At 30.6% G+C, this 24,448-nt stretch carries 26 protein-coding genes; 14 read left to right on the forward strand and 12 right to left on the reverse strand.

The window, feature by feature from the left end; translation table 11 throughout:
* Positions 1–112: 112 nt before the first annotated feature.
* From ACFQ1O_RS02255 to ACFQ1O_RS02270, 4 genes are all read left to right on the forward strand, one after another.
* On the forward strand, positions 113–823 hold the full coding sequence (locus ACFQ1O_RS02255) for a DUF4197 domain-containing protein (RefSeq protein ID WP_377712875.1): 711 nt from the start codon (positions 113–115) through the stop codon (positions 821–823).
* Between the two features lie 208 nt (positions 824–1,031).
* Complete coding sequence (locus ACFQ1O_RS02260) at positions 1,032–1,406, forward strand: DUF2200 domain-containing protein (RefSeq protein WP_377712877.1); 375 nt, start codon at positions 1,032–1,034, stop codon at positions 1,404–1,406.
* Positions 1,407–1,501: 95 nt separating this feature from the next.
* Positions 1,502–2,050 carry a VOC family protein gene (locus tag ACFQ1O_RS02265; protein ID WP_377712879.1) on the forward strand — a complete coding sequence of 183 codons (549 nt, stop codon included), beginning with the start codon at positions 1,502–1,504 and terminating at the stop codon, positions 2,048–2,050.
* Positions 2,051–2,626: a YdeI/OmpD-associated family protein gene (locus ACFQ1O_RS02270; protein ID WP_377712881.1), complete on the forward strand. Its 576-nt coding sequence runs from the start codon at positions 2,051–2,053 to the stop codon at positions 2,624–2,626.
* Positions 2,627–2,954: 328 nt separating this feature from the next.
* Here the strand turns inward: ACFQ1O_RS02270 and ACFQ1O_RS02275 are convergent, their stop codons facing one another.
* From ACFQ1O_RS02275 to ACFQ1O_RS02300, 6 genes are all read right to left on the reverse strand, one after another.
* Positions 2,955–3,827 (reverse strand): PorP/SprF family type IX secretion system membrane protein, encoded by an 873-nt coding sequence (locus tag ACFQ1O_RS02275; protein WP_377712883.1) that lies wholly within the window; start codon positions 3,825–3,827, stop codon positions 2,955–2,957.
* 78 nt (positions 3,828–3,905) lie between these two features.
* Positions 3,906–6,665, reverse strand: a complete 2,760-nt coding sequence (locus ACFQ1O_RS02280) for a T9SS type B sorting domain-containing protein (RefSeq protein ID WP_377712885.1) — start codon at positions 6,663–6,665, stop codon at positions 3,906–3,908.
* A 166-nt stretch (positions 6,666–6,831) separates the two neighbouring features.
* On the reverse strand, positions 6,832–7,587 hold the full coding sequence (locus tag ACFQ1O_RS02285) for a LytR/AlgR family response regulator transcription factor (protein ID WP_377712887.1): 756 nt from the start codon (positions 7,585–7,587) through the stop codon (positions 6,832–6,834).
* Between the two features lie 16 nt (positions 7,588–7,603).
* The gene (locus ACFQ1O_RS02290) at positions 7,604–7,936 is read right to left on the reverse strand and encodes a 2TM domain-containing protein (protein ID WP_377712889.1); all 333 of its coding nucleotides are present in this window, start codon (positions 7,934–7,936) and stop codon (positions 7,604–7,606) included.
* A complete protein-coding gene (locus tag ACFQ1O_RS02295; RefSeq protein ID WP_377712891.1) occupies positions 7,936–8,247 on the reverse strand; it encodes a 2TM domain-containing protein in 312 nt (103 codons plus the stop codon). Before ACFQ1O_RS02295 ends, ACFQ1O_RS02290 begins: the two co-directional genes overlap by 1 nt.
* 4 nt (positions 8,248–8,251) lie before the next feature.
* Positions 8,252–9,604, reverse strand: coding sequence for a 2TM domain-containing protein (locus tag ACFQ1O_RS02300; protein ID WP_377712893.1), 1,353 nt, complete (start codon positions 9,602–9,604; stop codon positions 8,252–8,254).
* Positions 9,605–9,777: 173 nt separating this feature from the next.
* Here ACFQ1O_RS02300 and ACFQ1O_RS02305 point away from each other — a divergent pair, with 173 nt between their 5' ends.
* From ACFQ1O_RS02305 to ACFQ1O_RS02315, 3 genes are read left to right on the forward strand one after another with little or no spacing between them, the layout of a single operon-like run.
* A complete protein-coding gene (locus tag ACFQ1O_RS02305) occupies positions 9,778–10,272 on the forward strand; it encodes an RNA polymerase sigma factor (RefSeq protein ID WP_377712895.1) in 495 nt (164 codons plus the stop codon).
* A 25-nt stretch (positions 10,273–10,297) separates the two neighbouring features.
* Entirely contained in the window at positions 10,298–10,921 is a 624-nt protein-coding gene (locus ACFQ1O_RS02310; protein WP_377712897.1) for a hypothetical protein, read from the forward strand.
* A gap of 7 nt (positions 10,922–10,928) precedes the next feature.
* Positions 10,929–11,783 carry a TraB/GumN family protein gene (locus ACFQ1O_RS02315; protein ID WP_377712899.1) on the forward strand — a complete coding sequence of 285 codons (855 nt, stop codon included), beginning with the start codon at positions 10,929–10,931 and terminating at the stop codon, positions 11,781–11,783.
* A gap of 56 nt (positions 11,784–11,839) precedes the next feature.
* Here the strand turns inward: ACFQ1O_RS02315 and ACFQ1O_RS02320 are convergent, their stop codons facing one another.
* Positions 11,840–12,643 (reverse strand): lysophospholipid acyltransferase family protein, encoded by an 804-nt coding sequence (locus ACFQ1O_RS02320; RefSeq protein WP_377712901.1) that lies wholly within the window; start codon positions 12,641–12,643, stop codon positions 11,840–11,842.
* A gap of 37 nt (positions 12,644–12,680) precedes the next feature.
* On the reverse strand, positions 12,681–13,322 hold the full coding sequence (locus tag ACFQ1O_RS02325) for an NUDIX hydrolase (protein ID WP_377712903.1): 642 nt from the start codon (positions 13,320–13,322) through the stop codon (positions 12,681–12,683).
* On the opposite strand from ACFQ1O_RS02325, the gene ACFQ1O_RS02330 reads away from it, so the two are divergent.
* From ACFQ1O_RS02330 to ACFQ1O_RS02355, 6 genes are all read left to right on the forward strand, one after another.
* Positions 13,315–14,031, forward strand: coding sequence for a peptidylprolyl isomerase (locus tag ACFQ1O_RS02330; protein WP_377712905.1), 717 nt, complete (start codon positions 13,315–13,317; stop codon positions 14,029–14,031). The two genes, ACFQ1O_RS02325 and ACFQ1O_RS02330, sit on opposite strands and share 8 nt — an antisense overlap.
* An 82-nt stretch (positions 14,032–14,113) precedes the next feature.
* Positions 14,114–15,838 carry a phospho-sugar mutase gene (locus tag ACFQ1O_RS02335; RefSeq protein ID WP_377712907.1) on the forward strand — a complete coding sequence of 575 codons (1,725 nt, stop codon included), beginning with the start codon at positions 14,114–14,116 and terminating at the stop codon, positions 15,836–15,838.
* Positions 15,838–17,658 (forward strand): ABC transporter ATP-binding protein, encoded by a 1,821-nt coding sequence (locus ACFQ1O_RS02340; RefSeq protein WP_377712909.1) that lies wholly within the window; start codon positions 15,838–15,840, stop codon positions 17,656–17,658. The genes ACFQ1O_RS02335 and ACFQ1O_RS02340 overlap by 1 nt, the downstream gene beginning before the upstream one ends.
* Before the next feature lie 259 nt (positions 17,659–17,917).
* Entirely contained in the window at positions 17,918–18,457 is a 540-nt protein-coding gene (locus ACFQ1O_RS02345) for an RNA polymerase sigma factor (RefSeq protein ID WP_377712911.1), read from the forward strand.
* A 33-nt stretch (positions 18,458–18,490) separates the two neighbouring features.
* On the forward strand, positions 18,491–19,123 hold the full coding sequence (locus ACFQ1O_RS02350; RefSeq protein WP_377712913.1) for a hypothetical protein: 633 nt from the start codon (positions 18,491–18,493) through the stop codon (positions 19,121–19,123).
* 17 nt (positions 19,124–19,140) lie between these two features.
* Positions 19,141–19,596 carry a sensor of ECF-type sigma factor gene (locus ACFQ1O_RS02355; RefSeq protein WP_377712915.1) on the forward strand — a complete coding sequence of 152 codons (456 nt, stop codon included), beginning with the start codon at positions 19,141–19,143 and terminating at the stop codon, positions 19,594–19,596.
* 70 nt (positions 19,597–19,666) lie between these two features.
* Here the strand turns inward: ACFQ1O_RS02355 and ACFQ1O_RS02360 are convergent, their stop codons facing one another.
* From ACFQ1O_RS02360 to dapF, 4 genes are all read right to left on the reverse strand, one after another.
* The gene (locus tag ACFQ1O_RS02360) at positions 19,667–20,320 is read right to left on the reverse strand and encodes a hypothetical protein (RefSeq protein WP_377712917.1); all 654 of its coding nucleotides are present in this window, start codon (positions 20,318–20,320) and stop codon (positions 19,667–19,669) included.
* 143 nt (positions 20,321–20,463) lie between these two features.
* The gene (gene mltG, locus ACFQ1O_RS02365; protein ID WP_377712919.1) at positions 20,464–21,489 is read right to left on the reverse strand and encodes an endolytic transglycosylase MltG; all 1,026 of its coding nucleotides are present in this window, start codon (positions 21,487–21,489) and stop codon (positions 20,464–20,466) included.
* Between the two features lie 34 nt (positions 21,490–21,523).
* Entirely contained in the window at positions 21,524–22,048 is a 525-nt protein-coding gene (locus tag ACFQ1O_RS02370) for a GNAT family N-acetyltransferase (RefSeq protein ID WP_377712921.1), read from the reverse strand.
* The gene (dapF, locus tag ACFQ1O_RS02375; RefSeq protein ID WP_377712923.1) at positions 22,042–22,815 is read right to left on the reverse strand and encodes a diaminopimelate epimerase; all 774 of its coding nucleotides are present in this window, start codon (positions 22,813–22,815) and stop codon (positions 22,042–22,044) included. The genes ACFQ1O_RS02370 and dapF overlap by 7 nt, the downstream gene beginning before the upstream one ends.
* Positions 22,816–23,022: 207 nt before the next feature.
* On the opposite strand from dapF, the gene ACFQ1O_RS02380 reads away from it, so the two are divergent.
* A complete protein-coding gene (locus ACFQ1O_RS02380) occupies positions 23,023–24,429 on the forward strand; it encodes a S1C family serine protease (RefSeq protein WP_377712925.1) in 1,407 nt (468 codons plus the stop codon).
* The last annotated feature ends 19 nt before the right edge of the window (positions 24,430–24,448 follow it).

Consider the following 24,448-nt stretch of genomic DNA (forward strand, 5'->3'; position numbering starts at 1 on the left):
ACGGAATTCTTAGTTATTTTCAATAATTAGTAATAATAATATAAGGACAAGCTATTGAGTATACTTCGGTATAGAATTTGTATTTTTATACTCAATTAAATAATTAGATAGTATGTTACGTAAACTTTTTGCCGTTGGGGCTTTATTTTTAGGAGTTAGTTGTGCTGAATTACAACAAGTTGTGGATAATTTACCTCAACAAACAGATGGTGTATTGAGTAATGCCGATATTGCTTCAGGATTAAGGCAAGCTTTGGATTTTGGAATAGACAAGCAAGTTTCTAAACTAACACAAAAAGATGGTTTCTTTAAAAACGAATTAGTTAAAATTTTATTACCAGAAGAATTACAAAAAGTAGATAAAGGGTTACGAGATATTGGTTTAAGTAATTTAGCAGATGAAGGATTAAAAGTACTGAACAGGGCAGCAGAAGATGCTGTTGGCGAAGCCACACCTATTTTTGTAAATGCAGTAAAAGATATTACTTTTAACGATGCCAAAAATATTTTATTAGGGCAAGACAATGCTGCTACTAACTATTTAGAAGGTAAGACTCAGAATGATTTATACACTAAATTCAATCCGGTTATTAAAAACTCTTTTGCTAAGGTAGGTGCAGATCAAATTTGGTCTAACATTATTACTAAATACAATAGCATTCCTTTTACCAAAGATGTTAATCCAGACCTAACAGACTACACCACTACTCAAGCATTAAATGGAGTTTATAAAATGATTGCTCTAGAAGAAAAGGAAATAAGAACAAAAGTAGGAGCAAGAACTACTACGCTTTTACAAAAGGTGTTTAAATTACAAGATTAAATAAAAATATATTTAACTAGACAACTTGAGCAAATATAAGATTGATAAGGTTGAATTTTAACACAGACCATAGTTATAAATTACGGATTAATTCACTTCTAAGCTTTTGATGACGTAGAAACTATCATTTTTTAAGAGTAATGAATTATTTCTGTCAAAAGTTAAGTATTAAAACAATAGTAGTATCTTCAATTAATAAAAAGTAAAAATGAAAGTTACCGCAGAAAAAAATGAAAAAGTTGCAAATATGATTTTTGCATCTATATATCCGCTTTATTGGAATAGATTAGAAAAAAACGGTAGAACTAAGGAAGAATTTCATCAGGTTTTGCATTGGTTTACTGGTTTTAACGATGAACAATTACAAAAGATGATTGATGAAAAAGCAACCTTTAAAACATTTTTTCAAAAAGCAAAGATTCATTCCAATGCACATCTGATTAAAGGTGTTGTTTGTGGTTATAGAATTGAAGAAATTGAAGATGAATTTGAAGTTTATAAAAAATGTAGGCAAATGGAAAAGCTAATAGATGAATTAGCCAAAGGCCGAAAAATGGAGAAAATTTTAAGAAAAGAAAAATAATCCGTTTTGGTTACTATTAATCCTTTCCAACTTCTTTCTTTGAGAATAGAAAAGATTATTTAAAATAAATATGTAGGCTATTTATACTTTTACTCATGAAAAAAATAATACCTCTTTTAATCTTATCAACTATATTAGTCAACTGTACAAACTCTAAAGTTGAAAACGACACAATTCAAGAGCTAAATTTAGTAAAGAAAGAAAGAGATAATCTTCAAGAAAATATCCATAAAGTTAAGGCTTCTCAACATCATAAAATAGCTAGTTTTTTAACCTTTCAAGAAGAAAATGCTGAACAAGCCATGAATTTTTATATAAATTTATTTAATAATTCTAAAGTTATCAGCTTGAAAAGGTGGGGAAAGAATTCCTCTGGAAAAGAAGGAAGCATCATGCATGCTACTTTTAAGTTGAATAATAAACTTTTTATGTGTAGTGATAGCCCTATAAAGCATAATTGGGATTTTACACCTGCTGTTTCTAATTATGTCGAATGTGAAAATGAGCAAGAACTATCTAAACTGTTTATTAAACTATCTGAAAAAGGAAAGGTTATGATGCCGTTAAACAATTATGGCTTTAGTACAAAGTTTGGTTTTGTTGAAGATCAATTTGGAGTTTCTTGGCAATTAAATTTAAAATAAATGCCTGAAAGACCTCTACTTTATTTTAAAAATGATACTGAATGGTACAACTGGCTTTTAAAAAACCACAATTGTTCTAAAGGAGTAGATTTGGTTTTATATAAAGTTTCTAGCCCTCAACCAAGTATGCGTTGGGAAGAAGCTGTACAGGTAGCTCTATGTTTTGGTTGGATTGATTCTACTGTAAAAAAAATAAATGAAGAAAAAAGGAAACAATACTTCTGCCCTAGAAAACCTAAAAGTGTATGGAGCAAATTAAACAAAACTTACATACAAAAATTAATTAAGGATAATAAAATGCATAGCGCTGGTTTATCTGTTATCAATGCCGCTAAAAAAGATAAATCTTGGTTTGCACTAGATGATGTAGAAAATTTAATCATTCCAGAAGATTTACAAAATGCCTTTAATATTAACTGTAAGGCTTACAATAATTATTTAAACTTTAGCCCTTCTTACCAAAAAGGGTACTTATACTGGTTATTTTCTGCAAAAAAAGAGGATACTCGTTTAAAACGAATTGCTGAAATTATAAATCTTTGTAAAAAAAACATCAAAACAAGAAATAATTTTTAACCTATTCTCTTGCAAATCAATAAGTTATTTTTTATATTTATTTTATTAAGTGAATTATTGAGCATTATACAGTAGAGATGTTTACTGATAAACCATAGGCAACATATAATTCACTATAGCAGAATAGCTAGTTAAAAAGGCTTTAGAGCTTGTTGGTGGTATCTACTTTGCGAAGTCATACCTCAGCACAAGTTAACTCAGTTATCACTGCTGGAAGCCGTATCAAAGTTTATTACATTGATATGGCTTTTTTTTATTATTAGATTTTTGTTTTAAATAAAAAAGCAGCCCTTAGGCTGCTTTGATAATCTATAAAACTTTTTTGTGATTAGAACTTTAGTTTTAATAATAATTCAGGACCTCCTGTTGTTACTTCATTAACATCAGATGTGGTAAATTCATAAGCAAACCCTAAGTCTAAAGTCTCTGCTACTTGAAAAGTAGCTAAAAGAGATGCAGAATCATTTAACCTATAGTTACCTCCTAATTCAAACTTATCGTAGAAACGAGCAGAAAGACTTGCATCTAATCCAAAAGGAGAACCTCCTACATAACGAGCCATTACTGCTGGAATTAATTGAATGTTATCATTGATATTATAAAAATATCCTCCTCCTAACATTACTAACATCTCATCAGCGGCTTCTTGACTAGTCCCTGAAATTTCTTCATAACGCTTCGCTTTTAACAACCTTGGTGCAGATAAACTTACAAAGAATTTCTCTTGCTTGTAATAAGCTCCTACACCAACATTAGGGTTGAATCTATTAGGTTCTTTTGCATTAATAGGATCTGCAGTTTGTAAATTATTTAAATCTGCACTAAAAAAACTTCCTCCTGCCTTAATTCCTAAATAAATATCGTGCTTATCATTTATTTGTAATTTATAAGAAAAGTTTGCAAATAAATTAGTTTCTCTTTGAATAAACACACGATCTTGCTCTATACTCAAACCTAATCCCATTTTATCTGTTAGACTAGTTTGACCATGAATAGACTGAGTTCTAGGACCTCCATCTACTCCATTCCATTGATCTCTAAACGTTAAATTTACCTCTGTTTTTTCAGTACTTCCTGCATAGGCAGGGTTTAATAAGTTCATGTTTTGTCTCCAAAACGAATAATTGGGTGTTTGTTGTGCTGATGCTGACAAGCTAAATAGTATTGCAGCTACTCCCAATGCTTTTATTACTTTCTTCATTTGTTGATTTTAAGTTTTTTATATAATTACCTGCCGAGTTTTTCAACTCAGCAAGTTTTTATTTTTCGCCTTTAATAATTAGTAGTTGATATAAATCCAACCGTTATAAGTTCTTACTTCAGACCCTTCTTTTAATTCAATCATATAGTAATAAGATCCTGCTGGTAATTTTCCACTACCTCCCTCAGTAGATTCTCCATTCCAGTTATTAGAATCATTATGATAATTAGAAGTTTCAAAAACTTTCGCTCCCCATCTATTAAATACTTTTACAGTATTTGTTCTTCCATCTATGGTATAACGATCTATATTCACAATACCCCATGTATCATTTATATTATCTCCGTTTGGAGTTATAGTATCATTTGGAGTAACGCCATCACATGCATCACCAACTCCGTTATTATCTGCATCTGCTTGATCTGGATTAGGTGTATCTACACAATTATCAAAAATATCTAAAACTCCATCAGCATCAGTATCTTGACAAGCATCTCCTTCACCATTAGAATCAGAATCTGCTTGGTCTGGGTTTGCCGTACTTACACAGTTATCACATGCATCACCAACTCCATCTCCATCTGTATCTTCTTGACCAGCATTAGCAGTATTTACACAGTTATCACATGCATCACCTACTCCATCTCCATCTGTATCTTCTTGACCAGGATTAGGAGTTGTAGGACAATTATCTGAAGCATCATCAATACCATCACCATCAGAATCAGCTATTGGAGAACCACAAATTTCAATTGACCAAGACGCTAAATTACCTGTATCTGCATTCCAGTTATCATAAACAGAAAGAGTCCAGTCTCCTAAAGAAACTTCTCCATTCAATGCAGACAATGGGTTTTCTGGACTAAACACTCCTGTATATGGAGGAGTAGCATCATCTATAGCTGTTGTGCCATCATCATCAAAAACAGTAGCTGTGTAAGCTCCATCTGCTCCAGCTCCATTCTGAGCAGCTAACTCTACAGATGTTCCTGTTGGACTGGTTAATACCAATCTTAAATCACCTGAATATGTATGATCAGGAATAGTTACTGTTACATTTACATCTGTAATAGTAACAGCAGAAGCATAAGAAATTGTTGAAACAGCTGGTTGCCCTTCTGTTTGAGCTCCAGTTCCATCTGGTATTGCTACCGGTGTATCTGTTGCTACTTGAGTTGCACAATCAATATTTGCAGTTGTAAAATTAAACGCAGCAGAATTAGCAGACGTTCCGCAATCGTTAGTTGAACTAACTACCCACCAATATTGTGTTTCTGTCATTAATGTTGTTGCCGTATATGAAGGATTGGTAACATTAACTGGACCTTCAGCTACAGTTGTTAATGAAGCATCGCTGTATACAGTAACTGTATAACTAGCTGCATTAGTATCTGCACCCCATGTCATTGTATGATCTATCACATCTGTAGCTCCATCTGCTGGAGATGTTAAAGTAGGTACTGCTGCTGGTGAATAAACTGTTAGAGTTAATTCTTTTTCTTTTACTTCAGAACCATAAGTACCAGTTACTGTAACTGTATAAGTTCCAGCAGTTGCTCCAGATACAGTTAAGGTAATACCATTTGTATCAACATTAGCTGAATTTTGTGAAAACGCAAAAGAAGGACCTGTAGGAGTTGAAGCTGCTGTAAAGTTAACCGTATCAGAAAAACCGTCAGCTGCATCATAATCAAATGTATAAACTGCATCTGTACCTTGACAAGTAGTTATAGCTTCTTGAGCAAATATTAAACTGTAATCTATAGAACAAACTGTAGAAGATAACAATTCCATTCTTCTAGGCGAGTTAGCCATTACAGCTACCATTCTTGTTTTTTGATCTGCAGTAAAAGTATTCATTGCAGCATCATCAGAATAATCCATGTAGTTCTCAATCATTCTTACATTTCCACATTCAGTTGGAGCTGGTCCTGCACCATAATATTGACCTGAACAGTTTGGAGTATCTGCACAAAAATCATCTGCAGAACAATCTCCATCTCCCCATGTGTGACGTAAACCAAACCAGTGACCTAATTCATGAGATAGTGTTCTACCCGCATTGTATTGTCCTCCATTAGGGTTTGGATTAGCTATAGATCCTACTGAGTTATTTAAAATAACTACTCCGTCTGTATTAGCAGCACCACCATCTGCAGGCATACCGTCTAATCCAGATGCAGAAGGAAATTGTGCATACCCTAATAAACCTCCACCAAGGTTAGCAACCCAAATGTTGATATACCTAGTAGGATCCCATTGAGTAGCAGCTTTCATACCGCCTTCAAAATCTGCATTAGTAAATGGTCCATCACCATAGGTAGTAATTCTATTAATACCTGGCTCTGCCATTCCTACACCATTAGGATCAACTTGAGCCATACAAAATTGTAATTCAGTATCGGCTGCTACTCCAAATGGACTTCCAGATTGATTTGAATAATCTAAATTTAACTGATCTGTCTGAGCTTGAATTGCTGCAGCTGACATATCTTGTGCTGAACCTGTGGTAGCAAAAACGTGATATACTATTGGTAAAGTAGTAACGGCTTGTATTTGGTTTGAATTTACTTGCCTTTGCGCTTTAACTTCAGCAATTTTAGGTGCCAACCAATTCTCAAATTCTTCTTCTGAAGCTAAGTTGTGCTTTTCTCTTAACTGATCATTATACTCTACAGTTGAACATCTAATAAATCCTGTTTCTTCTAGAGAACGTTGGGCATTCTCACTTGTCAAAAAACCATTTGCTTCCTTTTTTTTGTCTTGAGCAAACGATGTAAATCCTAACATTGTTAGCATTAAAGCCAACGATAGGTTTTTTCGTAGTTTCAAATTCATAATTTTCAATTTAGTTTTACTTCTAAAATTTATATTTAGGGTTGATAAAGCACCGAAAATAATAAAAAAAATCAAACTTTAGTCTTGAAAATTAAATAAATACGAGTTAAAAAAATCACACAACAAACCCTATTATCCTATATTTTAAATAGGTTTTATTGAAATTTTAACCAATCCAATTTTTAAAATCTTTTACCCTATCTCTGCTTACAATAAGTTCCTGCTCATTAAAAGTATTGAGACTAATTTTTAATCTAGAATTGGAGTAAGATATGATATCTGTAATTTTAGAAATATTTACAATAAAAGTTCTGTTGATTCTAAAAAATGAACCCAAATCTACTTCTAGCTCTAATTGTTCTAAAGTCATATCTAATAAATAACTCCTTCCTGATTTAGTATATGCATATGTTCCTTTATTTTGACTATAAAAACATTCTATATCTTTTGTCTCTATAATTTTTAAATGTTGCCCTACTTTTATTGTAAAGCGAGTTTTATATATTTTTTTTTGTTCTCCTAATAAAATTCTTTTTATGTCAATTATTGATTGATTCACTTCTTCTGAATCTGAAAAAAAGGTTTTGTATTTGTTTAATGCAATATGTAAATCTTCTTCATCTATAGGTTTTAATAAATAATCTATACTATTCAGTTTAAAAGCTTCTAGTGCATATTCATCGTAAGCAGTAGTAAATATTACAGCGCTTTTTAAATCTAAATTTTCAAAAATTTCAAATGACAATCCATCTGACAATTGAATATCTAAAAAAACTAAATCTGGCTGGTTATTTTCCATAAACCAATCTTTAGATTCTGCCACTGAGTGCAACATGGTTGCAACCTTAACCCCCTGTTTTTCTAGCATTCTATAAAGCCTTCTTGCAGCTGGCTTTTCATCTTCTATTATTAATACGTTCATGTTATCTTTTTGATAATTATTCCCATTTACCAGCTCTTTCCTGCTCTTCTTGCATAAACTGTTTTATCTTTCTTTCTTCCCAATTTTTTCCAAAAGCAATTCTTACACCAAAAACTCCAAATGCATGAAAAGCCAAGCCTATTCCCCACATAAACCAAACAGCAAAAGTTCCAAAATCAAAAAATGCTTCAGAAAAAGTTTCTCCGTTATGAATATTACTAATTACTTTAACTGAACTAATAAATGTATTTACAATTAGATAGGAAGCCAAATGCCAGTAAAATCCTTTTAATTGATCTACTCGCTTCTTTGCCTTTAAATATTGTTCTTCTTTACTGTAATTTTCCATTATTCCCATTTATTATTAGTCCCTTCTTGCATAAACTCTTTAATCTTTTTTTCTTCCCACTTATTCATTATAGAAATAATAGGAGAAAAAACTACAACTCCATGAATAATTACTATAACTCCCCAGCCAATAGCAGTATAAAAATTCCCATAATGCATTCCGTTTGCTTTAACAGAAGTGCCTGTCGAAAATATTAGTAATAAAAAAGTATTAATTACAATATAAACTATTACATGTGTATAAAAGCTTTTTATACTGTCTAAGCGTTTCTTGGCACTCAAATAATTATTTTCTTTATCTATATTTCTCATAATTTTACCTCCATTGTCTGTTATTCTTTTCTTCCTCTTCCATAAATTCTCTAATCTTTTTATCTTCCCAAGATTTACCAAAGTATTTATCTTTTCCATATACTTCGTATGCTTGAAAAGCTAAGCCTATACCCCAACCTAGCATTGGAAACCAAAACCAATGGACTCCAGAATACGTTTTTAAGTTAATGAAAATCAAAAAAGGTATTACAATTACATAAGCAACCAAGCTTCCATAAAAGTCCTTTAATTTATCTAGACGTTTTCTTGCGTTTATATAATCTGAATTGACTGACTTGTTTTCTGTTGATTTCATAATTGATGATTTTTTTGTTAATAATGGGATTTGCACAGTGAATTCATTATTTTGTTGACTAATGAACATTTCCCTAGTAGAAAGAATATTATAACGCTCTTTAATGTTCTGTAGTCCTACTCCACTGCTTTTTTTAACGGTTTGTTTAGGTTGAAAATTATTTATAACTATTAGTTGATCATTATCTTCTACAACCCTAATTTTCAAAGGGTTACCTTCGCTTACAACATTATGTTTAATACAGTTTTCTAAAAGTATTTGTAACGACAAAGGCACTACCTTTGCCTCTGGGTTGTTAATCACTTTTGGCAGTTCTATAAATATTGCTCCTTCGAATCTCATTTTTAACAGAGACATATAAGTTTTGGCAAAGTGTAATTCTTCTTCTAACGAAACTAAGTCTTTATCTTTTTGCTCTAACACATACCTATATACCTTAGATAATGAAGTAGTGAATTTTTGAGCCTTATCTTGATCTTCTTCTATTAAAGACGTCAATACATTTAAGCTATTAAATAAAAAATGAGGATCTAACTGACTTTTTAAACTTTCAAATTTTGCACTAGCAGTTCCAGCTATAATTTTTTGTTCTTTAATTTTTTTATCCTGAAGTGACTTGTAAAAAAAGAAGGCGCTAAAAAACAACACTCCTATTACAGTTATGATAAAAGGTATCAAATAATTTCCTATTTTTTCGTTCTCAAGAAAAATCAAAAAAGATCCTTTTTCTATCACTACCTCTTCTATAACTCTTAAAAAAAATACGGCTAACATGGTAAGCACTATAGACAAAACAAAACCAGTTACTATTCTTTTTTTAGTAAAATTATCCTTTCCAAACTTTCTATCTAACTGAATAAAAATGAAAGCATTAACCCCATACAAAACCAATGAATACAGCATATAGATTAAAAATTCAAACAATAAATGATTATTAAAAACTACAGAATAACCTGAAAAATATCTTATCAATAAAATGATTAGATAAATTACCAATCCAAATGATATAGAAAGTTTTATATGCTTGAATAATGTACTCATGTAAAGTTGTTTTTATAACTTCAGTTCAAATATCTATTTAATATCTAAGTTCAAGAAAGAAATTTGACCGAATCGTTAAATTACAATTCTGAATTGTCAATTTCAATTAATTTAAAAAGATCTTGTAACAAAATATTAATTTTAAACACATATACATTGATTAACTACTATACGTGAAAAAAGAACTCGAACATAGTTTTGTGGCTCAATTAGAAAAGCATCAAAACATTATACATAAGGTTTGTAGGTTATACACCAACAACCAAGATGCTCATAATGATTTGTTTCAAGAAATAACTATACAGTTATGGAGGGCTTTTCCTAAATTTAGAGGTGAAGCAAAATTTAGTACTTGGATGTATCGTGTTGCCTTAAACACTGCTATTACTTTATACAGAAAATCGAAACGATCTATACAAACCAATGATATAGCAGATTTTCATTTTAAAATTAAAGCAGATGAATATGATGATACTGAAGAAGAACAATTAAAATTAATGTACAGTGCAATAAAACAACTATCTGACATAGAAAAAGCATTGATATTTCTATACCTAGAAGAAAAAAATTATAAAGAAATATCTGAAACAATGGGTATTAGTGAAGTTAATGCTCGAGTAAAAATGAATAGAGTTAAAGGAAAACTAAAAAAAATATTAAATCCATAGAGATTGGATTAATTATATAAAATATATGAAGGAATTAGATTTACTTAAAAAAGACTGGAATAAAGAGAAACACCCCAAAGTTTCTTCAGATTCTATCTATAAGATGATTCTAAAAAAATCATCCTCGGTTGTAAAGTGGATTTTTATTATTAGTTTAATTGAAATCGGTATTGGCTTATTATCAGGTTTATTTTATCACCCAAACATAGAGCAACAACAAAGTCTTAAAATTTGGCAAAAAATGCACTTACCAGTAAGTGTTATAAGTATTGCAATTGGGTTATATTTTTTATATAAATTTTATATCAATTACAGAACTATCAACACTACCAATAGCGTAAAAGAGTTGTTAACTAACATAATTAACACAAGAAGAACAGTTAAGCAGTATGTTTTGGTTAATTTATTTTTCTTATCCATCGTTGTTGCCATTAGTCTCTTTTATTCGTTTACTACACCCATGAATGAAACAGGAGAAATTCTATTCGAATTATCTTCTAGCAAAGACTATATTATTTTAATTTTTACAATTCTTTTTGCTACTGTTTTTGTAATTGGTGTGTGCTTATTTTTATATTTTTTACTCTATGGTTTATTAATGAGGAAATTAAATAGAAATTATAACGAACTTAAAAAATTAGATTTATAAATACTTTATGAAAAAACTATTTACAACAGCTATTATAATAGCAAGTTCTCTTGGCTATGGTCAAGAAAAGCTAGAAAATTCTTTGTTATGGGAAATTTCAGGTAAAGACATAAAAACTTCTTATTTATACGGAACTATTCATGCTACTTGCAATAATGAGTTAAATAGCAATGTAAAGAAGGCTCTTCAGGAAACAAAAAACCTATATCTAGAATTAGATATGGATGATAGTAACATGCAGGCAAAAATGATGAGTCAAACCATGATGCCTGAAGGTAAAACTATTAAAAATTTAACTTCTGAAGAAGAGTATAAAATACTAGATGAATTCTTTACCAAAGAAGCCGGAATGAGTATAGCTATGCTAAACAACATGAAGCCAATGATTTTAAGCTCTATGTTAATTCCAAAAATGTTAGATTGCCCAATGAAGTCTGTAGAAGCTGGACTAATGAGTCAAGTAAAAACAGAAAACGAAGAAGTTTATGGTTTAGAAACTATTGAAGATCAGTTTGCAGCCTTCGATGCTATTCCTTACAAGGATCAGGTTAAAGACTTAGTTCGTTTGGCTAAAGAAGGAATGCAAAAAAGCAAAGATAATTTTCAAAATCTATTAAAAATATATCAGAGTGAAAATATTGAAAAACTTCTAGATGAAACTTCTAAAGAAGAAAACGGAATTATGGCTTCTTACCTAGATGATTTTTTAACCAAACGTAATAAAAATTGGATTGACAAAATTACTAATGCCTCAAAAAAAGAAAGAAGCTTTTTTGGTGTTGGGGCTGCTCATTTAGCCGGGGAAGACGGAGTTATAAATCTTTTAAGAAAAGAAGGATACACTGTAAAAGCTGTTAAATAAAAAATCTTTACTCATAAAAAAGCAGGTTAAATAATTCTAACCTGCTTTTTTTATGATTAATATTCCCATTCTCTCATTTTATTGAGCTCTTCCATTTCTTTTAAAGCTTCTAAAGGAATTACTTTTCTAAAAGATTCGTGCTGTTCTATGGCATACTCTAGCTGTGTTACGATATCATCTATAGAATCATTTTCATAATCAATTTTTAAAGGCTCTTTGATAATAAATGATTGTAAAATCCCTTTTTTCTTTAAACGCAAACCTTTTTTATCAAACGACCTTCTAAACCCATCAATAACTATAGGTATAACAATTGGCTTGTGTTGCTTAATAATATGAGCTGTCCCTCTTCGTATAGGTTTAAAGGGAGTGGTAGTTCCTTGCGGAAAGGTAATTAGCCATCCATCATTTAATGCTTTCCCTATATTATTCACATCACTCATTTTCACTTGTCTATTAACATTTTCTCCTTTACTCCTCCAAGTCCTTTCTATGCTTACAGATCCAGCATAGGCCATTATCCTAGGTAATAAGCCAGCTTTCATAGTTTCTTTAGCTGCAACAAAATAAATATTAAGTTTAGGCTTCCATAAATAACCAATGTTTTTAATTGAATCTACTCTACCACTTAAACTAGCATTAAAAACATGAAACATGGCAGTGACATCTGCAAAATAAGTTTGATGATTCGATACAAACAAGACATTACTATCTGGCAAGTTCTTAATTATTTCAGAACCTTCTATTTGCAATTCATTAAACCCTCTATATCTCCGATGAGTCAAAGCCCCTAAAATTCTAATAAGCCATCTTTTTAAAAAAAGTTTATGTCCAAAAGGATTTTTCTTAAATAATCCCATAAAAGTAATTAGTTTAGTGTCACAAAAGTAGGGAAAACTACTCAGCTATTAACAACAAATCTTTAATCTCACTCAACATCATTGCTGTAGCTCCCCAAACTACCTCTTCATTAAACTTAAATATGGGCACTTCTACTTCTTTAGAGTAAGATGTTTCTATATTCATTACACTTAAAGAATCGTCAGAAAGAACATCTGACAAAGGTACTTCTATTAATTTTTCAACTTCTTTTTCATCAAGTATATATTTAGGCTTTTCATGCAATAAACCGATATATGGTTGTACTAAAAAATTACTCGGCGGAATATATACTTGTGTTAATTCTTTTAAAACTTGAATTTGTTTTCTTTTTACACCTATCTCTTCTTCAGTTTCTCTAAATGCAGTAGCTAAAATAGAACTATCTTCATTTTCAATTTTACCTCCAGGAAACCCTATCTGATTCGAATGCACTCCTTTATATGTTTTACGCAACATAAAAATCATTTGCAAGTCTCCTTTTATATTAGGATACAAAAGAGCCATCACAGCTGCTTTCTTTGGATTCCTTGATTTAAAATCGAAATCTTTACCCAATTTTTTTCGCATAATAGGTGCCATTTTAAATTGCGACTCTATTCCTGGTAAAACTGTTTTTTCTATTTTTGGTATTAATTCTTGAAAACTATTTATGGTCATATTAAAGAAAATGTATTTAAGTTTTTTCTTAATAAGCTTATGTTTAACCGCTTGTAAAGATTCTCACAACAAATCTAAAAATAATCAACAAAAAAAGCTAGTTGATACTATTGAAACAACAACCAAAAGAGATTCAGTTGTTAAAAAAAGTCATTTAGATAAAGATCCTTTAATTACTTCTAAAAATGTTACTTCTTTCCTATCTCAATACGGTAAGGAAAATCCTGAAACCAAAGCTATCATTCATACTAGATTAGGTGATATTCATATAGAACTTTTTACAGATACCCCTTTGCATAGAGCTAATTTTGTATTGCTTATAAAATCTGGCTATTACAACACTACTTGTTTTCATAGAGTTGTTGAAGACTTTATCATTCAAGCAGGACAATCAGACAAATCTCTAACTGCAGAAATAAGAAACAATATAGGTAGTTATAGAGTACCTGCCGAAATAAATAACTACCCACATCATAAAGGCGTACTATCTGCCGCTAGAAGATGGAACATGAACCCAAATAAAGAATCTGACGCTTTTGAATTTTTTATTGTTCATAAACCAGCTGGGCTTCATCATTTAAATAAAGAACATACTGCTTTTGGAAAGGTTACAAAAGGTTTAAATGTGGTAGATAAAATAGCTAAGGAAAGTATAGATAAAGGCGAATGGCCGTTAAATGATATAGACTTAAATATTGAACTAAAATAAGAAAGATAAAGCTATTCGTTTACCTTATTTGAATTACAATTTTCACTACATTTGTTTAATTCATTTTTGATATTATTAATACATGATCTATATAGAACCTGAAATTTTAGATGCCACCAACACATGGTTAACTCCAACTTTTGATGAAGATACACAACATCAAATTAAAGAATTAATTGCTAATAACCCAGATGAACTAAAAGAAAGTTTTTATAAAAATTTGGCTTTCGGCACCGGAGGAATGAGAGGAATTATGGGAGTAGGCACTAACAGGATTAATAAATATACCCTTGGAAAAAACACTCAAGGTTTAGCTAATTATTTAAAACAACAAAATCCACATAAAGATTTAAGCGTTGTAATTGCTTATGATTGTAGGAATAACTCTAATACATTAGCAAAAGTTGTTGCTAATGTGTTTTCTGCTAACAATATAAAAGTCTATTTATTTTCAGAATTAAGACCTACTCCCGAACTATCTTTCGCTGTAAAACATTTGGATTGTGACTGTGGAATTGTTCTAACAGCATCGCACAATCCTCCAGAATATAACGGCTATAAAGTATATTGGGCAGATGGAGGCCAAATTGTCCCTCCTCAAGACACTGAAATTATTGAAACGATAAATGATATTGATTATACAGACATTAAGTTTGATGCCAATGAAGATTTAATTGAGATAATTGACCAAGACATAGACAATGCTTTTATAAATGCTTCTGTAAAAAATGGTAGTTTTCAAGGTACCGAAAGAGATAATTTAAATATCGTTTTTACCTCATTACATGGAACCTCTATAACTACTATTCCTGAAACCTTAAAAAGAGCTGGTTACAAAAATGTCCATATTGTTGAAGAACAAGCAGAACCTGATGGAAATTTCCCTACAGTTAAATCTCCTAACCCAGAAGAACCTGAAGCTTTAGAAATGGCTATGAAATTAGCTCATAAAGTAAATGCTGATATTGTAATTGGTACAGACCCTGACTCAGATAGATTAGGAATAGCTGTTAGAAACCATAAAAATGAAATGGTTTTGCTAAACGGGAACCAAACAATGATTGTAATGACCGATTTCCTTATTGGTCAATGGTTAAAGCAAGGTAAATTATCTGATACCGATTTTATTGGCTCTACTATTGTTTCTACACCTATGATGCAAGAATTAGCTAATTACTATGGCATTGAATGTAAAGTAGGTCTTACTGGATTCAAATGGATTGCTAAAATGATTAAAGATTTTCCTAAACAAGCTTTCATTGGTGGTGGAGAAGAAAGTTTTGGATTTATGGTTGGTGATTTTGTTCGAGATAAAGATGCTGTAACTGCTACTTTGTTAGCTTGTGAAATAGCTAGTCAAGCAAAATCAAACAATAGTACTTTTTACAATGAGCTGTTAAAATTATACGAAAAACATGGCTGCTACAAAGAGCACTTAGTATCTTTGACAAAAAAAGGAATTTCAGGTGCTGAAGAAATTAAGCAAATGATGATTGACTTTAGAAACAATCCTCCAGCTACTATAAACAACTCAAAAGTAGTTTTATTAGAAGATTACCAGAGTGGAACAGCCAAAGATTTATTGAACGATAAAGAATGGAAATTAGAAATTCCTAAATCCAATGTTTTAATTTATTACACTGAAGATGGAAGTAAAATAGCTTGTAGGCCAAGTGGAACAGAACCAAAAATAAAATTCTACATGAGTGTTAAAGACACTCTTGATGATATAACGGACTTCGAAAAAGTAAATTCCGAATTAGATAATAAAATAGCGGAAATTAGTAACGATTTGAAAATTCATTAATGGATTACATTAAAAAACTTTGGCGTTTTATAATACCCTATAAAAAATACGCCTATTTAAACATCTTTTTTAATATACTTTATGCTTTATTTGGGACACTTGGTTTTGTAGCTTTGATTCCAATGCTTGATGTTCTTTTTGAAAACAAAGAAGTTATCACTGCAGAACCAGTTTTTAATGGCATAGCAAATATTAAAGACTATGTTTTTGATTATTTAAACTTCTACATGAATAGCACTTATGGTGACGATAAGCAAAGTGCTTTAAATTTCATGGCAATAATAATTATTGGCATTTTTTTACTAAAAAGTATAACTGGATACTTTTCAGGATACTTTCTTGTTCCTTTAAGAAGCGGAGTTCTTAAAGACATTAGAGACGAATTATACGACAAAACAATCCACTTACCAATTTCTTATTTTAGCGAAAAAAGAAAAGGTGACACCATCTCAAGAATTGTAGCAGATGTTGGAGAAATTCAAAATTCGCTTTTAGCTATGCTAGAGCTAATTGTAAGAGAACCTTTTACGATTTTGTTTGCATTAGGATCTATGCTTGCCATCAGCGGAAAACTGACTCTTTTTGTCTTTATTTTCATTCCTATCTCTGGCTTTATTATTTCAAGAATTGGAAAAGTATTAAAAAAGCGTTCCGATAAAGTAATGAAAGAACAAGGTATCTTCCTTTCTATTTTAGATGAAACTTTATCAGGATTAACTGTATTGAAAGGTTTTAATGCTCAACAGTTTTTCAATAATAGATTCAAAAACTCTACCACTAGATTCAAGAATCATTTAACTAATTTACTAAGAAGACAGATTTTAGCATCGCCAACCAGTGAATTTTTAGGAATCGTTACTATTGCAGTTCTGTTAGTTTATGGTGGACATTTGGTATTAGTAGAAAAAGTTATCGATGGGTCTGATTTTATAGGCTATATAGGTTTAGCATATGGAATATTAACCCCTGCAAAAAAAATCTCTAAAGCTAGTTACAAGGTTAAAGCAGGAAATGCATCTGCCGACAGAGTACTTGAGGTATTAAACATGCAATCTTCATTAGAAGACAAAGAAAATGCTATAGAAAAAGTTAGTTTTGACAATATTATTAGTTTTAAAAACATCTCGTTTAAATATGAAGATAATTATGTTCTAAAAAATTTCTCTTTAGATATTCCAAAAGGAAAAACTATTGCTCTAGTAGGACAATCTGGTAGCGGAAAATCTACTATCGCTAATCTTATTACTCGTTTTTATGATGTTAATGAAGGAACAATTGAAATAGATGGAATAAGCATTAAAGACTTAACAAAAGAATCTCTGAGAGATTTGATGGGACTCGTAACTCAAAAATCTATTTTATTTAACGACACCATTAAAAACAACATTAAACTATCTCATACTAAAGCTAGTGATCAAGATGTGTTTGATGCCGCAAGAGTTGCCAATGCGTACGATTTTATACAAGAACAACCAGAAGGTTTCAATACCAATATTGGAGATGGTGGCGGCAAATTATCTGGCGGGCAACAACAACGCATAGCAATTGCTAGAGCTGTATTAAAAAACTCTCCTATCATGATTTTAGATGAAGCTACCTCTGCTTTAGATACAGAGTCTGAAAAAATGGTACAAGTGGCTCTAGAAAACATGATGAAAAATAGAACCTCTATAGTAATTGCACATAGGTTATCTACTATTCAGAACGCCGACCTTATTGTTGTTATGCAAAAAGGCGAAATTGTAGAACAAGGTAATCATCAAGAGTTAATTGCTAAAAATGGCACCTACAAAAAGCTAGTTGATATGCAAAGCCTATAAAAACAAAAAAGCAAACCAAAAAATGGTTTGCTTTATGTAATATTATAGCTATCAAAAAGTTGGGGCTTTTTTAACAGCTTAACACTAATCCTTTAAAATAATACTGTAAATATAGATAGTCATTTTCATTCCACCAAACTAAAAATGCATTTTATCGTAAAAATTTACTTTTAATCGATGTTTTTTAACTTTTGTTAAGCAAATTAAACCTTTTACTTATTTTAAATTCTAACTACAGAAAATAGGAAAAGCCTAATAAATGACTGAAAAAGAACTAATTCTTAATTTAAAAAACCAAAATACTCTACCTAATGCTTTTAAGGAATTGGTTAAACAATATAAAGAACGGTTGTATTGGCACATCAGAAAGATTGTAATAAATCATGATGACACTGACGATGTACTCCAAAACACATTTATTAAAGTATACAAAAACATTGGCAACTTTAAAGAAGAAAGTAAATTATATTCTTGGATGTATAGGATTGCTACCAATGAAGCGATAACTTTCATAAATCAGAGAGCTAAAAAAAGTAATAGTTCTACAGAAGAAGTTCAACAATCGTTATTAAACAACTTAGAAGCTGACAACTATTTTGATGGTAATGCTGCACAAATAAAGCTTCAGCAAGCTATTGCTACACTACCACAAAAACAACAATTAGTTTTTAATATGAAATATTTTGACAATGTAAAATACCAAGATATGTCAGAAATTTTAGAAACTTCTGTAGGTGCTCTAAAATCTTCTTACCATATAGCTGTTAAAAAAATTGAAGATTTTATAAAAAACAATTAAACCTTATTGTATTATTGAAGTCTAAGTATTATAATGGATAAAAATAAACCACATAACAACAAGACAGGTTATTCTGTACCTAAAAACTACTTTGGTACTTTTGAAGATTCTTTATTCAGTAAACTAGACCTAAAAGAAGAAGATCATTCAATAGGCAACAAAAGCACAGGTTTTAAAGCTCCAGAAGCTTACTTAGAATCTTTTGAAGCTGATTTATTTGAAAAGTTAAATATACAACCTAACAATCAAATAATTCAAACCACCAGTGGCTATAAAATGCCAGACAGTTATTTAGATAAGTTAGAAGAAGATATTCTTAAAAAGGTTAATCAACCTAAAAAAACTAAGCTCATTACTTTATTTTCTAGAAAAGATCTATTAAAAGTTGCTAGCATAGCTGCCATATTTGTCATTGGTTTTTTCTCTATTAAAAACATCTTCAATTCTAATAAAAAATTAACTTTTGATAGTATTGAATATGCAGATTTTGAAGAGTACATTAATGAAAAAGGTCTTGGTTTAAGTGAATATGAAATTGCTAATTTATACAATGTAAGTACAGCTGATTTAGAAGAAATATCTATTAATAATGATATTGATGAAAATCAATTATTCGATTATTTATCAGACGAATTAACTACAGACGATTATATCGATAACCTGTAAACATAAATAAAGAAATCATGAAAAGAATTATTACTTTATTAATATTACTAATCGCCATTCAGATAGGCTTTGCCCAAAAGCATGAAAAACGCGATAAAATTAAAGCTCTTAAAACGGCACATATTACGAGTGAGCTAAACTTAAGCTCTAAAGAAGCTGAGAGATTTTGGCCTATTTACAATGCTTCTCAAGAAAAAGAACATTCTTACAGAAAGAAAATGCATGAATTAAGAAATAAAGTTAATTCTGAATTAACTGAAGCTGAAGCTAAAAAATTATTATTAGAGTTTACAACATTATCTAATAGCATCTATGTTACTAGAAAACAATTAATCGACGATTTAAATAATGTTTTACCGGCCAAAAAATTAATATTACTTCAAAAAGCAGAAGAAGAATTTAAAAGAAAGTTGTTTAGACAATTTAAAGAAAAGCGAAGACCTAACGGGCCTCCAAGAGGAGGTAGACATTAACAACATTAAAAAAAGCGCAATTAAAAATTGCGCTTTTTTTCCAACATTAATAATCTAAAATTTAATCTTCTTATAAATTAACTTTAGAATTTTTTAATTCAGGTACAGATGATGTATCATAACCTGCAAATTTCTTCATGTAATAACGAACTGAGCTACCATAAGCATCAGCAAAGACATTTGAACCATAAGATCGTAAGAAATTTTTAACACTTCCTGGCCCTCCTAAATGTGCTGCCGCTAAAATACCTGATTCAGTCACAACAACTCCACCTATTCGTTTCCCTACAAATCTTTTAATGTCTCTTCGTAAAACCCATTTATTACGTGCTAGATTAGCTTCAAATGCCTTTTCTTGTAATAAAGGGTCATTTCTGAAAGAGTGAGTATTGTAAACTCCTATTGTTTTTAAGGTAGATTTACCAAATTGGTACTTACCCATATAACCAAACTCATTTACAATATGATACCTTCCTTGAGATTCCTTAAAGCCTACGGCTTCTTTAAAACCTATAAATGATTTTCCTAAGAATAATGAAAAAGTTTCTTCTACTTCTTCATTTAAAATCTCATTTTTATTTAAAACTGTATAATACAGATTTAAATTTTCCGTCGGGAATGGGTTAATCGTCTTAGACGCTTTTAACTCATTCTTTGCTGTAAATCCAGTAGAAATAACAAATACTACTACTAGAAAAAATAAAACCTTTAAATAGTTTCTCATATAGTTGATTTCTTAAGACTGACATTCGTCGACAAAAAATGCGATTGACCGAACTGCTTAAAATTTCAGCGTGCAAAGGTATAATAAAAATCTATATATCAAAGATATTAACAAAAAATTATAAAACAAAGATTTTCAGGTAGTTAATGAATTTTAGAAACCCATTTATGATATTCAGCAGCATTCCTATTATGCTGAGAAAGCGTTTTAGCAAACTTATGATAGCCAATTTTTTTCACATCGGCTACAAAATAATAATAGTTATGCCTTTCATAATTTAATACTGCATCTATTGCAGATATATCTGGCATAGCAATAGGTCCTGGAGGTAAACCGGCATTTCGATATGTGTTATATGGAGAATTAATTTCTAAGTGCTTGTTTAAAACTCTCTTTAATTGAACTCCTGTTCCCTTTTTAACAGCAAAAACAACTGTTGGGTCTGCTTGCAATAACATTCCTGTTTTTAACCTATTCATGTATACACCAGCAACTCTAGGTCTTTCATCTGATTTGACTGTTTCTTTATGAACAATTGCAGCCAAAGCCATTACTTTATTAGGTGTTAAGCCTATTTTCTTTGCCTTAGACAGACGAGAATCGTTCCAGAATTTTTTATATTCTGTTAGCATCTTACCTCTAAACTCATCAGCAGATGTATTCCAGAAAAACTCATAACTATTTGGTATATACATCCCTAAAGAGGTATCTGCACTAAAATTATTCTCATCTAAAAAAGACATATCAGTAAATGATTGCAAAAGAGATAAGCTGTCTGCTTCTATTTGCTTAGATATCCTTCCTGCTAATTTTGCTAAAGATTCTTGGTTGTTAAAAGAAACTTTTACAGGAATATTTTTAGAGCGCAAGACATTAACAATATCATTATTATTCATGCCTTTTTTTATTTCGTATTTCCCTCCTTTTATATTAGATGAATATTTTTTCTTTTCGGCTACTTGCTTAAAAGTCTCAATATCCTTTAACAAAGGAGTTAAATCTTCAACTACATCTTTAAATTTTGCGTCAGAGCCTATATATAAAGTGGCTTTAGTATTGTTAAAAGCTGTATTAGGCACAAATATTGCGTTATAAATTTTATAAGAAAAAATGGCAAAAACTACTAAACCTAGTAATGAGATAGCCACTAATATTTTTTTAATGTACATTGTTATCTATAATCGTATTTTACTTCTTACTTACCTAAAAAGATTTAATTAATTGAAATAATAGTTCATTTTTATACACCCCATCTTCTAACACCCAATCCTTTTTTGTACATGTTCTTTTAAAGCCAACTTTTTCAAATAATCTAATACTTGCTTCATTATCCTCTAAAACATTCGCATATATTTGATGAACTCTTAAATTTTTAAATGCAAACGAAAGTAGTAAATTCATAGCTTCTGAAGCATAATTTTTCCCTCTTTCTTTATCGAGAATTAAAACACCTACCCCTACTTTGTTATTTCTTGGATCAAAATCAAATAAATCTATTAACCCAATATCTTCGCCTTCCAATGTTGCTACCACCAACCTAAGTTGTTTTACCTCATATATATCCTTAAAACTATTTTCTAAATATTCTTTAATAACAAACCTAGAATATGGTTCTTGAGTCTGACTTACTTCCCAGATATTTTCGTCATTCTCTATCTGAAGAATAAACTCCAAATCTTCTGGTTCTAAAGCCCTTAATTGTAATCTTTCTCCTTTTAATGTTACCATAATATTTCCCCTTTAAAAACTTGAACAGCTTTACCTATTAAAAATACATCATTATAAACATTATTCAAATTTTTAAATGAAATTTGTAATTCACCACCTTCAACCTTTATTACAACAGTATCACTTTTTGTCATTCCACTTTTATGCATGGCAATTGCTACAGCTGTTGCCCCTGTACCGCAAGATAAGGTTTCATCCTCTACACCTCTTTCATAAGTGCGAATTTTAAAGGTATTTTCTTCTAATTGTTCAACAAAGTTTACATTACTCCCTTCGTTACCATACACATCATTTCTAATTCTTTTCCCTTCTTTATAAACATCAAGACCTGCAACATTATCAACAACAGTTACATGATGAGGCGAGCCAGTATCTAAAAAATAAGCACCATCTTTATTTTCAATACGAGTAACATTTTGCATTTGCAAACTCACCCTATCTTTATTAATTGTTGCATAATGCAATCCATCAATAGCCTCAAAAGTAGTTTCATTTTTTACAACCCCCAACATATTAGCAAAGGCTACCAAACACCTACCCCCATTTCCGCACATTGTACTTTCGTTTCCATCTGCGTTAAAATAAACCATTTTAAAATCTACCGAATCACTTTTTTCTAACAAAATTAAACCGTCTGCACCAACTCCAAATTTCCTATTACATAAAAATTGAATTTTTTTGGTATCATTTTTGGAGATTATATCTTGACGATTATCAATCATGACAAAGTCATTACCAGTACCTTGATATTTATAAAATGTAAGCATCTTGTTTGGTTTGTGACAAAAGTAATGAATGCACAAAGATTTTAATCTGAATTAAAGATCTAATTTGAAACTTAAAAAAGAATTATGTTATAATTTTAACTAGCTATTAACACGTAGTTAAAAGAGCGTTAAAAGAATTTATAGAATATAATAAATTAATAATTTTAACATTATTATTATATACATCATCTTAAAACAATTATAAACATGAAGAATATAGCCAAGATAGTTTTATTTTCGATGCTTGGGGGAGCTATCACTCTAAGTAGTTATAAATTATTTCTAGAACCAGATGTTAAAGAAATTACTGTTTACAAAGAACCTTCAACAAGAACATTTACTACACCTGTTGTAAATAATACAGCTAATTTAGACGCTCTAAGCAACATTGACTTAACACAGGCGGCAGAAAAAACAGTAAACTCTGTTGTGCACGTAACGAACACTGCCACTTACATTCAACCAAGAAGTTTGTTTGATTACTACAACAATAGAGGAGAACAAATTGAAAAAGGATCAACCGGTTCAGGGGTAATTATAACTCCAGATGGCTATATTGTTACCAACAACCATGTAATTGATAATGCTGACAAGTTGACTGTTAAGCTTAATAACCAAAAAACTTATCAAGCTCGAGTTGTCGGTACTGATAAAAAACACGATATAGCTGTTATAAAAATAGAAACTGATGAAGATTTACCATATATCCCTTTTGGAAACTCAGACAATGTAAAAATTGGAGAGTGGGCCTTAGCTGTTGGAAATCCATACAATTTAACATCTACAGTAACAGCAGGTATAATTAGCGCTAAAGCCAGAGATTTAGATGGTGATAGAAATATACAGTCATACATACAAACAGATGCAGCTGTGAACCCTGGAAACTCTGGTGGAGCTTTAGTTAACACTAGAGGTGAATTGATAGGAATAAACACCGCAATATCATCAAGAACAGGATCATATATTGGTTACGCTTTTGCAGTTCCTTCTAATATTACTAGAAAAATTGTAGAAGATTTAATGGAGTTTGGAACTGTACAACAAGGAATCTTAGGTGTTAGCGGAAATGGCTTAAATGCCGAATTCGCCAAACATTATGAAGTAAATGAAACCGAAGGATATTTTATTGCCAGTGTTGACGAAAAATCTGGAGCTGCAAAAGCTGGTCTTAAAAAAGGTGATATTATTAAAAAAATGGACCATGTTATTATAAAAAAGTCATCTGATCTTACAGGTTTTTTAAGCTCTAAAAACCCAAATAATATTGTAAATGTTACCATATACAGAAATGGAAAATTGAAAACCATTCCTGTTAAATTATCTGACAAAAGTATCTTAACCAGTACCGCTTTTGGACTAGAATTAAAAAACTTAACACAAACCGAAAAGGAAAACTACGACATCTCTAGCGGAATTAGAGTTATCGAAGTAATAGACAGTAGGTTAAAAAAGAATTTAAGAATAACAAAAGATTGTGTCATTACTAAGTTTAACGAAAAGTCAATTGAAAGTATAGACGACTTAAACGAATTAAAGAGTTTAGAAATCAAAAACTTATATCAAATAGAAGTTATTTACCCAGATGGCCAAATGAAAAATTGGTGGCTGCAATAACACTTCATTAGTATAATCA

Origin of the sequence: Pseudofulvibacter geojedonensis, assembly GCF_042675745.1 — a bacterium.
GTDB classification, from domain to species: Bacteria; Bacteroidota; Bacteroidia; order Flavobacteriales; family Flavobacteriaceae; genus Pseudofulvibacter; species Pseudofulvibacter geojedonensis.